This window comes from Pseudoalteromonas sp. C2R02 (assembly GCF_018860845.1).
GTDB lineage: Bacteria > Pseudomonadota > Gammaproteobacteria > Enterobacterales > Alteromonadaceae > Pseudoalteromonas.
This window is the reverse complement of sequence record NZ_JAHKQC010000013.1, coordinates 15,158-27,407: the sequence shown is the minus strand read 5'-3', so window position 1 is coordinate 27,407 and position 12,250 is coordinate 15,158. Positions and strand designations below refer to the sequence as shown.

Here is a 12,250-nt window from a genome sequence, read left to right as displayed (position 1 = left end):
AATTTAAAGATTAATCAGTCAAACTGGCGATTTCCTTTCAAAATGATAAACTCATCAGACCAGATAATAAAAAGAATAAAAATTATGAGTACAACTAATCAGACTAAACTAATGTCAATTTATAAAAAAATTTCTAAATTTCCTTTTGGTAATAAAATTTTTTCTATGATAGTTGCTAAAAAAGCCCCCTATTTTGGCACGATAAATCCAAAAATTACCGAGCTTAAAGCAAACTATTGTGAATGTTTAATTAAAAAAAGAAATGCTGTTCATAATCATATTAAAACTGTTCATGTTATTGCTATATCTAATGGTTTAGAGATGGCGATGGGCGTGATGGCTGAATCTTCTATTCCAAAGCATTTAAGATGGATCCCTAAAGGTATGACTTTAGACTACACAGCTAAAGCTGGCACAGATATATTATGTACCGCACAAGTAAAACCTGAACAATGGCAACCAGGAGACATGAATGTCGCTGTTACAGCTTACGATACAAATGGTGTGGTCGTTGTAAAAGGGGAAATTAAATTATGGATCTCAGAAAAGAAATAATGCGCTAAATTACTTGTGAACTTAACGCATTATATAAATCAACTTTAAAAAGTTATTTTATTTCAGATAGAAGCTTAGGGTTCATAACTAAGTTTCTCACACCATGACCGTGGTCTTCGTTAAATGTATTGCCTTCAAGCCATTTACCAACAGTGCGAATATCAACTTTAGCTACTTTAGGGCGTACGCTCCAGCTAACTTGAAATGGTGAACCTTTTTCATTGTAGCTTGGTCCTGTTGTAGAACCTTCATATTGAACAGGTGCACCAGTGTTTGTTGGAATGTTAATCGCTTGGTGATAACCATCTACGACTTTATGTTGTGTCAATGTATTAAAATCTAGCGCATTTTTGTCATTAACAATAACATATACTTGAGTTTCAACTCTCAATTGTGGATTACCAATCGCATCACTCAAACAAGCTCCAAGAGTTGGACCTGGTTCGATTTTCGCAGTTGAATGCACATAATGTACTTCAATTGTATCGCCTGGATATAAGTTACCGTGTTTACTTGCACCAATTTGTTTACCAAAAGGTTTTAATTCAGATTGAGATAATTCACCAGAATATTTAAAACCAGTTTCAAAACCTTTACCATCACCATGTCCGGCATATTCAGTAAATTCACCACCTTTATGTTCAGCATTTTTATGAAAATGAATGTTACATAAATTCATTTCTTTAAAAGCAGGAGATTCACTGAAAGCACGATTATTTTCACCTAATAAAGAATCAATATCACGTGGTGATTGTGGACCAAAGCCTTGCCCTTTAGTAGATTTAGCAAGTGCAGATCTTTGCTTAGCAATTACTTTGTCAGATACAGTTTTATGCGCACCTTTATGACTGCTATCAGCACTTGCACATAAAGGTAACAAAGTAGCTGCAGCAAACAACATAATTTTATTTGTTTTCATGGTTAAACTCTCATCAATAAATCAAACAATATGGTAATTTAAATTATTGATTTTTCATATTGAAAACTTGTGTAAATTACAGTTTTTTTCTTTATTTTATAAGTATTTATCTTATTTTTATTAATTATAAACAATACTTAAAAGGAATTTATTTCGATATTAATGTAAGTTTAATTTAAATTTAAATTGTATATAAAATGAATAGAGGCATATTTTTATAAACAGACCGGGTTTATTTATAACTGTTGTTTATCATCCAACTATGGCAGGATTTGAATTATAATTAACAGCATATTTTAGATAAAAATGAACCTTAATTTTACCCAGATTTCTCCAAGCCAACGTTATCACTTAATGACACAAACCTTAATACCCCGTCCTATCGCTTGGGCGTTAACCGACTCAGGAAATGATTCTTTTAATTTAGCGCCTTTCTCATATTTCACCGCAGTATCAAGTGATCCAGCACTGATCATGATTTCTGTTGGTTTAAAGCCAAATGGTGATAAAAAAGATACTTTAGTTAATGTTCTAAAAAATAGAAAAATGGTGATACATATTGCATCAGAACAAGATGCATCTTTAGTAACACAAACAGCTGCAAGCCTAGAACATGGGGTCTCTGAATTAGATGCATCTAAATTGGAGACTACAAAATTTGAAGGGTTTTCATTACCACGTTTGGCGCAATGTGATGTCGCTTATGCATGTGAGCTTTATGAAATAAAAGAACTTGGAGATATACCACAAACTTTAATATTTTTAGAAGTAAAACAGTTATATGTCAGTGATAAAGTTTCTCAATTGGATGAAAAACAAAGAATAAAAGTGCACTCAGATCGCATAAATCCATTGGCACGTCTTGGAGGTGGAGAATACGCCGCAATTACTGCCCCATTTAGCATGCAAAGGCCGAAATAGTTATATTCAGCAACATAGTATTGTACTTTAAATAAAAAGCACAACTAATAAAGTTGTGCTTTTAAATGAGTAGCATACTCAAAATTAAACTATGTGGTTATAAAGAAGATTCTAACTCGGGTAATACATCAAATAAATCTGCAACTAAACCATAATCTGCAACTTGGAAAATTGGTGCATCAGGGTCTTTATTGATAGCAACTATCACTTTAGAATCTTTCATGCCTGCTAAGTGTTGAATTGCACCACTTACACCAACAGCGATATATAAGTTTGGTGCAACAATTTTACCTGTTTGGCCAACCTGCATATCATTTGGAACAAAACCAGCATCAACAGCGGCACGTGAAGCACCGATTGCAGCTCCAAGTTTATCTGCTACACCTTCTAGTAATTTGAAATTTTCACCGTTTTGCATACCACGACCACCAGAAATGATAACTTCTGCAGCAGTGAGTTCAGGGCGCTCAGATTCAGCTTGTTCTTTAGAAACAAACTCACTTCCAGTAGCTGCAGTGTCTGTTGCGTTATTGATAATATCAACACCGGCTTGTTCACCTTGCAAATCAAACGCACTTGCACGTACAGTGATAAGTTTTTTATCTTCTAATGACTTAACTGTAGCGATTGCATTACCTGCATAAATAGGACGCTTAAATGTATCAGCGTCAACAACAGCTACAATTTCAGATATTTGGTTTTTGTCTAAAAGCGCAGCAACACGTGGCATAAAGTTTTTGCCTGTCGTTGTTGCAGCAGCTAAAATATGACTGTAATCATTACTTAAAGAAATAACTAGATCAGCCATGTTTTCAGCTTGTTGATGCTCAAATGCAGCATTATCTACTAGTATTACTTGATTAACACCTTCAATACTTGCAATTGTAGAAGCAGCATCACTTACATTTAAACCTGCAACTAAAACATCAATAGAATTACCTAGTTTAGAAGCTGCATTAATCGTTTTTGATGTTTCAGGTTTTAAAACACCGTATTCGTGGTCTGCTATGATCAATGTTTTCATTTAAATCACCTTCGCTTCATTTTTTAATTTTTCAATTAGCTGAGCAACGTCATCAACAATGATCCCTGCTTCTCTTACAGCTGGTTCTTCAACTTTTACAAGTTCAATGCGCGGCGCTAAATCAACACCTAAAGAATCTGCAGCGATAACTGCTAATGGTTTACGCTTAGCTTTCATGATATTTGGTAAAGATGCGTAACGTGGTTCGTTCAAACGTAAATCTGTCGTTACGATTGCTGGTAAATTTAGTGCAACTGTTTGCAATCCACCATCAACCTCACGCGTTACATTAACTTTTGAATCATTTAATTCTACTTTTGAAGCGAATGTACCTTGAGGTCGATTAGACAATGCAGCTAGCATTTGACCTGTTTGGTTATTGTCTGAGTCAATCGCTTGTTTACCTAAAATAACTAATTCTGCAGGCTCTTGCTCTAAAAGCTTATTTAACAGTTTAGCAATTTGAAGAGACTCTAGTTTTTCTTCAGTTTCAATATGAATAGCACGATCAGCACCTAGCGCCAGTGCCGTTCTTAATTGCTCTTGTACTGCTTTAGCACCAATAGATACAACAATAACTTCTTCTGCATTACCCGCCTCTTTTATACGGATAGCTTCTTCTACAGCAATTTCACAAAACGGGTTTAAAGCCATTTTTACATTGGCTAGATCAACATCAGTCTGATCTGCTTTAACTCTAGCCTTTACATTATAATCAATTACTCTCTTGACCGGCACGAGGATCTTCATAGTCGCTCCATTATTGTTGACCTAAACGTCAATTTACGATTTTTATTTGTAATTAAGGCTACTTCCTGTTGACGTAAACGTCAACCTAAAATACTCTTAACGTCATATTAACTTATTATTTTTTGATTTATGCCTAAAATAAGGTGTAATTAATCACAAACCGTCACAGAAAAAGGGGTAGTTATGGTTGAACGTGAAACCATGGAGTTTGATGTTGTTATTGTTGGTGCAGGTCCTGCAGGGCTTAGTGCAGCAATAAAACTGGCACAGCAAGCCCAAGAAAAACAAAAAGAACTTATGATCTGTGTAGTTGAAAAAGGCTCTGAGGTGGGTGCACACATTCTATCTGGTGCTGTATTTGAAACCAAAGCGCTAGATGAACTTATTCCTGATTGGGCTGATAAAGGCGCACCTATCACCACAGCAGTAAAGCAAGATGATATTTATTGGCTTAACAATGAATCTAAAGGTACTAAGGTGCCTAACTTCGCAGTACCAAAAACATTCCACAATGACGGTAATTATATTGTCTCAATGGGTAATGTATGTCGCTGGTTAAGTGAACAAGCAGAGCAATTAGGAATAGAAATTTTCCCAGGTTTCAGTGCACACTCACTTATTATTGAAGATGATGCTGTAAAAGGTATTATCACTGGCGATATGGGTTTAGATGAAAATGGTAATGAAAAAGATGGTTATATGCCAGGCATGGAACTTCGCGCAAAATACACTATTTTTGCAGAAGGCTGTCGTGGACATTTAGGTAAAGAAATCATCAACCGCTTTAATTTAGATGAAGGTAAATCTCCACAACACTATGGTTTAGGTTTTAAAGAAATCTGGCAAATAGACGTAGATAAACATGTTGAAGGTACAGTGGTACATACTACAGGTTGGCCTTTAACGGGTGATACGAATGGAGGTTCATTTATGTATCATAGTGGTGATAACCAAATTGTCGTTGGCCTAATTGTCGACCTTAATTACGCTAATCCACACCTCAGTCCATATGATGAATTTCAAAGAATGAAACATCACCCTGTTTTTGCTGAAACTTTAAAAGGTGGTAAACGTATTTCTTATGGCGCAAGAGCAATTGCAAAAGGTGGATTAAACTCTTTACCGAAAATGAGTTTTCCTGGTGGTATTTTAGCAGGATGTGATGCTGGCACTTTAAACTTTGCCAAAATTAAAGGTAATCATACTGCCATGAAATCAGGTATGTTAGCTGCAGAAGCTGTTTTTGAAGCGATAGAGAAAGAACAAGCTAATACTGATATCACAAACTATCAAGCTAAATTCGAAGGTTCCTGGTTATATGAAGAGCTGTTCAGTTCTCGTAATTTTGGTCCTGCAATGCACAAGCTAGGTAAGTTTATTGGTGGCGCATACAACACGCTAGACCAAAACTTCTTTGGCGGTAAATTACCTATTCAATTTAAAGACAATACACCAGATCATGCAACCCTACTACCAGCAAGCAGTTGCGACAAAATTGAATATCCAAAATACGATAATGAATTAAGTTTTGACAAATTATCATCCGTATTTTTATCTAACACTAATCATGAAGAGTCTCAGCCTTGTCATTTAAAATTAACTGATGCGAGTATTCCTGTGAAAGTGAACTTAAGTGATTTTGATGAACCTGCGCAACGTTACTGTCCTGCAGGTGTTTATGAGATAGACAATACTGATGAACAACCTAAATTTGTAATTAATTCGCAAAACTGTGTACACTGTAAAACATGTGATATAAAAGATCCAAGCCAAAATATCACTTGGGTTACACCTGAAGGTGCCGGTGGCCCAAATTATCCAAATATGTAATATCTTTACTTTATATACAAAAGCCCTCAAATTGAGGGCTTTTTGCATTTAGATAAACGCTAGTTAGTCGCTAACAACGTCTCTTCAACATAAATAGGGAGTGATATCTTAAATTTTGTACCATCAGCGTTTGATTCTACTGTAAGCAAACCTTGATGCTCTTCTTTAATAATTTGGTAACTAATTGATAAACCAAGTCCAGTGCCCTGTCCTACAGGTTTTGTTGTAAAAAATGGCGAGAAGATATCTGATAGATGCTCTTTTGGTATACCTTTGCCATTATCTGATATTTCAATGCAAACCGAACCATTACTATCATAGGTATCTATTTCAATCACACCATTATCATCACATGCTTGACTAGCATTAAGAATAATGTTCATAAACACTTGATTTAACTTACCAATATTTCCATGTACTTCGGGTAACGGGTTTAAATTCAGCTTTATTTTACAATGATTTTTTAATTGGCTATTTACAACATTAAGGGTTGTTTTTATGCCTTCGTTTATATCTAATGCGCAAAACTCTCCATCTTTTGAATGAGCAAAGCCCCGTAAATCTGCCACAATATTTTTAGCGACTTTCAAACCATTTAGAGTAACACTGGTTAAATCATCTAAATCCTCTATAACATAGGTATAATCTGTATCTGTTAAGCACGATTTTGTATGATCAGATACATATGGATCACTTAATATTTTATCATTACAAGTTTTTATATCTTTTACATATTCTTGAAGCATACAAAGATTGCTTATTGAATACCCTAGGGGATTATTAATTTCATGCGCTATTCCAGCAGCTAACGTGCCAACAGATGCCATTTTCTCAGATTGAATTAAAGATTGTTGATTGTGCTTTAAATCTTCCATGCGTTCATGTAATTGATGATTTGCACGTTTCAACCTAATTTGAGCTGTTTGTAAGCTTCTTTCATATAAAGCGCTTGCGATGCGGGGAGAAACGATATTTGCGATTACTTGTAAAAGTTCTTTGTCTGAATTTGTATAATTGTTTTTAAAAGCCGATTCAGAATCTATAACAGCTATCGTTTCGCCTTCATATATAACGGGAACAGCAAGCTCAGAGCGACCAGAAAATTGGTCAAATATGTATCTTTTGTCAATATGCGTATCAGTCACAATTTCTGCATGTTTTGTTTTAGCGACAGTGCCAACAATGCCCTTACCTACCGGAATCTCTAATCTTTCAAATATTTGCCTATCTTTTTGGTTTTTAATCCCAAAAGCAGCCATTTGAACAAGATTTTCATCTACTCTAAGGTAAATAACACAGTCTTCAAACCCCATAATTTCGCCTACACCTTGAGCAGCAGACCAGAGCAGATCGTCCAGACTGGCTTGTTCTAACATAGCCAAAGCAAAATCATTAATTTTTTTAACATCTACGAACAAAATTAAACCTCCAAAACGTATTTAGAGTTCATACTATTTTAGTAGACAACTCTAGAACTCGCCAATAAGGCTCCGTATTTTAAAATCGATATTTATCGTATATTTCTTTTATTTCATTGTTATCCACCATAAAAGATAATGCTTGATTAAATTGGTCTAAGTATATTTTATTTTTTGGGTGTAATCTTAATGAAACTTTTGAATTCCCCAACTCAATAACCCCTTCGTAAATACGATATTTGGGATTTAATAGTTGGTAGTATTTTGCGGTAATATCACCTATACAAATATAGTCTAAATGTTTACGTGATAGTTGTTTAAGCAATTCATTTTCTGACTTATTTTCAACCTTAACAATTTTTCTTTTACCAAAATGATCATCAAGCATTTGATAACGATAGCCTCTGACGACACCAACCATGTTGCCGTATAAATCAGAAGCAGTATTAATGTCTTTGTTCTTGAGCCCCAAAAGCACTTCAACAGAAGATGCATACGGTATTGTGTAGAGTCCAACTTCCTTTTGATGTAAACGCCATTTTTTGTTTATACCTGGCTCTATATCAATATTACCTAAGTCAAATTCCCTTAATCCTCGCGCAACTGGTAATTGAATAAAATTAAATTCATACCCAGTCAATTGAGATAACCTATTGAAAATATCTATAAAAATTCCTGACTTCTTATTATCTGAAATCATGCTGTATGGCGGATTTCCGCCATTGTAAAGTACGACATTAAAAGTTGAAGCTAAACTGGCGGGTAAGAATAGTGACAGAATTAAATAACATAAAATATATTTAATTTTAGATAAAGTTATTCGCATATCTAACACTCATATTATTTACCTAATTACAATAATTGATCGTTTTAATGCTTTTTACAATATTTATTAGTACTTTTCGCACCCAATAAGGGTAAGTATGTCTAAGTTATGTAAAAAGTAGGCCTAATCATTTCAACCTACTTTTGATAATAAACCAATATAAACTTATTCTGTTAAAATTTTATAATTGTTAATTTCTGACTCTGTCATCCAATGAATACTATCGGCATCAGCTGAATCTAATGTGTACCAATAAAACTCAGTATCTATTCCCATTTCATTGTAATACTCAAGATATTTAGCATGTTCTTCGTGATCTCGAGGGTATTCATTACCACCCTTTTCACCATCACTCCACGAATGAACACCTAATTTGGCACCAATCTCTATTGTACGTTTCGCTCCTGCAAGAAACATATCTGTACCACCCGATGCTACCATGCCATCTTTTGCTATATGTGTTGCTATACCACGATTTCGTATTTCTCTTGACGCTAATAAATTTACATCATCATCCATAGAACCAGGTACATTTTGCATTACAACTAATTTAATTTGAGGATGTTCATTAAACAAGTTTTTCATAACATCTAGTGTGTCAGAGCCAATTACGCCGTTCATATAAACAGTATCAGAACTTGCATCATTATCTTCAAAAGTGAACTTTGCCAATTGTTCTACTTCACCATGATCTTCTGCGAATATTTCATTTAATACAGCATATCCTAATGGATTTTCAGTCATTAACTCTTCAGTGGTTGTTAAAGTGAATTCACCTGCAACACCTTGTTGGTTACCAAATGCTACTTTAGCTAAGTTATATAAATAACTACCATATTTAAGCGCATTTTTATCAGATGCATTTTGATGTACTTCATCAATATAACCATCTTGGTACGCTTCATCAGGATTAAATAAGCCTTTACTATTTGCCTCTTCATATGCACTTTGTAATGCTGAATATTGTTCTGAAAGCTCTGGTTGAGTTAAGAGGGAATAATAAACAATAAGATACATCATTTCTAACTTTGTATTGGATAATCCCGCACGTTCATCACTGGTCAAAGTCTCATCTTCGCCATCAATATTGGTAAATACTACTTCTAAAGGTAATAACGACATAAAGTAGTCTAAATTTGACTCCAATTCATCTTCATTTTCAACCACCAGCATTTTTACGCCTGAGTTAAATAGTCCTTGGCGTACATCTTCATTCAAAAAATCTATAACATCTTTTACATCTGTTAAAGCACGTTGGTAAGAAGCTTCATCTATTAATTTTGAACCATAAACAGCAATAGACTCTCCGCTTTGCTCTGTTATGTAGCTAAATGTATCTGTTTTTTTTGTATCAACAACAGCACCTGCCACTTCAAAATCAAGTGCGTCATATTGTCCATCGGGTAAAATAGTTGCTAAACCATAGCTTTCATTAGTTAGAATATTAAATACAGAAGTATCAGTAGTTTGAACTTTGTCTTTAGTATTTAGCTGCCATTCGTCTTTTATTTCTTCATAACGTCCATTAGATTCTTGTGCACCTAATATCGAAGTCAATGCCCAATATGTGTATTCGGTCACCATGCAATCATATTCACAGGAATCGTCATCATAACGGTACCAAGCAGATTCAGGATAGCTTGTTGGTATTGTTTCAAAGTATCCGCCGCGTGCGATATCCATAGCGTCTGCGATGGCAGAGCCCTTTATTTCTCCAAAGATCTCAGGATATACATCTGCATAACCTTCATGGGTTATTAAATGTAAAACCTCTTCTAACGTTGCATCAAAGTTCCCTGTTGCATTACCATTTGGGTGTATTTCACTAATGTATAAATCCTGTAATGCCGCATCTGCTATGAGGCTTTCAGATAAATGTTCATTCATGACCTGTTCAATGTCTTGCTCTGTAGACCCAATAACCAGTGTTGCTTTTTTTGATACTAGCTTATCAACTATGGCTTGGTTATCTGGCATGCCATCTTCGTCATTATCTAGATATTGCGCCATTATATTGGCTGCATGTGTGATCCCGGAAACTGTCGCATTCGATGTACCTCGAATACTAATACCAAACACTGTAGTCGATTGTGGGAATGCTATTTTCAGCTTAGCTTGAATATCAGTTACTTCTGGGGTTGTTGGTTTAGTTGGCTCTGTTACTTTCTTTTTATCACTGCTACCACAGCCTGATAAAATTGCACTGATCACAAGTGCAATCGCACCTTTCTTAAAGTTTTTAATATGTGCTAAGTTCATACATTCTCCAATATCGTTACATCAATTTTACTAAGAAAGTATTATCCCTGAATTTGATTATATTTAGGGTAAGCCCAAGTAAGGCTATGTAAGTGAATGTAAGCGCAACAACATAAATAAAAACACCTAACAATTTTTTAATTTTTAGGTGTTTTTATTTAGATAGGAAGGTTTAATAATCTGAAGTTTTAAGAACTGAATCAGTAAATTTTAAATTTTCTATACCTGTAACTGTATTTGTTCCATCTCTATCATCTTGCAAGTCTTTAATTGTCACAACACCGTCGTTTTTGGTTATATCATAATGTGTTGATGGGCCAGAAAATATAACAGTATTAGTCCCAGTATTTCCCGTAATATCATTATCCATTTGATTAACAATGACATTGCTATTATTACTGCCAGTTAGGGTGATATCTTTGAGATATTGAGCATGATACGTATAAGATAAACTACTATTGAATTTCAGACTAAAATCTCCCTTAAAGCTGTCATCAATACGCGCGTTATACGTAAGGTATGAGTGAAAAAATCGATTGTTCATCAAAGCTGCGGCTTGTGGATCTTTTGCTACTAAATCTTCTCTAGTTTTCGCAATATACATGCCCCACATGCCATATTCACTATCAAATGCGCCCCAAAGACCATAATAACTATCTATGACAGAAGCTAAATACTCTTGTGATAAACTATTTTCGGCTGTCAATTCAGCTATCCAACTTGATTGTTCTTGTGGCCATGCCCATAATTTATCTGCTAAGCCATTAATCTGTGCCGCTCTTATTTCAGCTTGAAAATTTGGTAGAGCACCATCGAATTGCGCATTCTGATCTACACCTATGCCATAGTCATGCACTAAATGAAGAATTTCTTCAAAGCTAGCATCTCTATGTTCATAGTTTTGATTAATATACCAAGAATGACCTTCAACTTGCATTTCACCATAATATAAAGGCTGGCCATCTAATTCGGCTCCTGCATTAGTCCCATCATCAACACCATTCAGTAACAAAAGAATTGCGCCGTTCTCTGCCATTTTATTTGCAACTTCACTTTTGTCTTCTCCATAAATAGACTCAGGTAAGTTTTTCAAATAATGCTCAAGTATGCCCCGTGACCGTACTATTTGATTATCCATAATATCTGTTTGTGCAATGATATGTATGGCATTCCCATTTGGGGTCTCAACTTTTGTATACCGATTAAACTTTAATGCTGTTGTATATGTTCTTTTAAGTTCGACCGGAATATCTGAAATACCTAACCCGCTTACTTCTGGGTTAGTCGTTGAGGTATTTCCTGTTGTTTGAGTTGAACCCGCTGTTTGTGTGCTATCAGTCGAACTTGCATTATTTGAGTTACCACCACACCCAGTAAGCAAAACCGCTAATAAAATTAAATTGATATTCTTAATCTTGTTATTGTATTTATTTAAATTCATTGTTTCTCCAAGATACATATTTGTTTGTAAACTTGAAAATAATAATGCGCTAAAACTGACGTATAGTTTGTAAGGACCTGTAAGCCAGGTGAGTTTAAAGTAAATAAAAAAATCTAAACAGAACTTCAACAAACTGTATTTTCTCACTTTTTTAGAAATTTAATATCGCTTACATAGGCTTACATATTTGTATTTTTTGATTCTATATATTTCACAAAAAAATGATGTTTTTAATATTAAAAAGTATGGAAATCGCTTTTAAACACATTTTCATGTACAAATCGATACAAACAATTGTTAATTGATT

General features: G+C 34.6%; 10 protein-coding genes. 3 read left to right on the top strand and 7 right to left on the bottom strand.

Features of this window, described 5'->3' with window-relative positions; translation table 11 throughout:
- Positions 1-84 precede the first annotated feature (84 nt).
- A complete protein-coding gene (locus KO527_RS02965; protein ID WP_216038894.1) occupies positions 85-555 on the top strand; it encodes a hotdog fold domain-containing protein in 471 nt (156 codons plus the stop codon).
- A gap of 52 nt (positions 556-607) precedes the next feature.
- Here KO527_RS02965 and KO527_RS02960 read toward each other — a convergent pair whose 3' ends face one another.
- Positions 608-1,474, bottom strand: a complete 867-nt coding sequence (locus KO527_RS02960; protein WP_216038893.1) for a delta-class carbonic anhydrase — start codon at positions 1,472-1,474, stop codon at positions 608-610.
- 306 nt (positions 1,475-1,780) lie between these two features.
- Here KO527_RS02960 and KO527_RS02955 point away from each other — a divergent pair, with 306 nt between their 5' ends.
- Positions 1,781-2,395 (top strand): flavin reductase family protein, encoded by a 615-nt coding sequence (locus KO527_RS02955; RefSeq protein WP_216038892.1) that lies wholly within the window; start codon positions 1,781-1,783, stop codon positions 2,393-2,395.
- A 97-nt stretch (positions 2,396-2,492) separates the two neighbouring features.
- Here KO527_RS02955 and KO527_RS02950 read toward each other — a convergent pair whose 3' ends face one another.
- Complete coding sequence (locus KO527_RS02950) at positions 2,493-3,419, bottom strand: FAD-binding protein (protein ID WP_216038891.1); 927 nt, start codon at positions 3,417-3,419, stop codon at positions 2,493-2,495.
- Positions 3,420-4,169, bottom strand: a complete 750-nt coding sequence (locus KO527_RS02945) for an electron transfer flavoprotein subunit beta/FixA family protein (RefSeq protein WP_216038890.1) — start codon at positions 4,167-4,169, stop codon at positions 3,420-3,422. It abuts the gene before it with no gap.
- A gap of 183 nt (positions 4,170-4,352) precedes the next feature.
- Here KO527_RS02945 and KO527_RS02940 point away from each other — a divergent pair, with 183 nt between their 5' ends.
- Positions 4,353-5,999, top strand: coding sequence for an electron transfer flavoprotein-ubiquinone oxidoreductase (locus KO527_RS02940; protein ID WP_216038889.1), 1,647 nt, complete (start codon positions 4,353-4,355; stop codon positions 5,997-5,999).
- Positions 6,000-6,058: 59 nt separating this feature from the next.
- Here the strand turns inward: KO527_RS02940 and KO527_RS02935 are convergent, their stop codons facing one another.
- The 4 genes from KO527_RS02935 to KO527_RS02920 all read right to left on the bottom strand — a co-directional run bounded on the left by KO527_RS02935 (position 6,059) and on the right by KO527_RS02920 (position 11,943).
- The gene (locus tag KO527_RS02935; RefSeq protein ID WP_216038888.1) at positions 6,059-7,417 is read right to left on the bottom strand and encodes an ATP-binding protein; all 1,359 of its coding nucleotides are present in this window, start codon (positions 7,415-7,417) and stop codon (positions 6,059-6,061) included.
- A 79-nt stretch (positions 7,418-7,496) separates the two neighbouring features.
- On the bottom strand, positions 7,497-8,243 hold the full coding sequence (locus tag KO527_RS02930; RefSeq protein ID WP_252733400.1) for a transporter substrate-binding domain-containing protein: 747 nt from the start codon (positions 8,241-8,243) through the stop codon (positions 7,497-7,499).
- Between the two features lie 165 nt (positions 8,244-8,408).
- Positions 8,409-10,502 (bottom strand): hypothetical protein, encoded by a 2,094-nt coding sequence (locus tag KO527_RS02925; RefSeq protein WP_216038886.1) that lies wholly within the window; start codon positions 10,500-10,502, stop codon positions 8,409-8,411.
- Between the two features lie 172 nt (positions 10,503-10,674).
- Positions 10,675-11,943, bottom strand: a complete 1,269-nt coding sequence (locus KO527_RS02920; RefSeq protein WP_252733381.1) for a hypothetical protein — start codon at positions 11,941-11,943, stop codon at positions 10,675-10,677.
- Between the last annotated feature and the right edge of the window lie 307 nt (positions 11,944-12,250).

Bases quoted from the DNA above. Each gene is read 5' to 3' on its own strand.
- KO527_RS02965 (WP_216038894.1), top strand. From the start codon at position 85: ATGAGTACAACTAATCAGACTAAACTAATGTCAATTTATAAAAAAATT.
- KO527_RS02960 (WP_216038893.1), bottom strand. From the start codon at position 1,474: ATGAAAACAAATAAAATTATGTTGTTTGCTGCAGCTACTTTGTTACCT.
- KO527_RS02955 (WP_216038892.1), top strand. From the start codon at position 1,781: ATGAACCTTAATTTTACCCAGATTTCTCCAAGCCAACGTTATCACTTA.
- KO527_RS02950 (WP_216038891.1), bottom strand. From the start codon at position 3,419: ATGAAAACATTGATCATAGCAGACCACGAATACGGTGTTTTAAAACCT.
- KO527_RS02945 (WP_216038890.1), bottom strand. From the start codon at position 4,169: ATGAAGATCCTCGTGCCGGTCAAGAGAGTAATTGATTATAATGTAAAG.
- KO527_RS02940 (WP_216038889.1), top strand. From the start codon at position 4,353: ATGGTTGAACGTGAAACCATGGAGTTTGATGTTGTTATTGTTGGTGCA.
- KO527_RS02930 (WP_252733400.1), bottom strand. From the start codon at position 8,243: ATGCGAATAACTTTATCTAAAATTAAATATATTTTATGTTATTTAATT.
- KO527_RS02925 (WP_216038886.1), bottom strand. From the start codon at position 10,502: ATGAACTTAGCACATATTAAAAACTTTAAGAAAGGTGCGATTGCACTT.
- KO527_RS02920 (WP_252733381.1), bottom strand. From the start codon at position 11,943: ATGAATTTAAATAAATACAATAACAAGATTAAGAATATCAATTTAATT.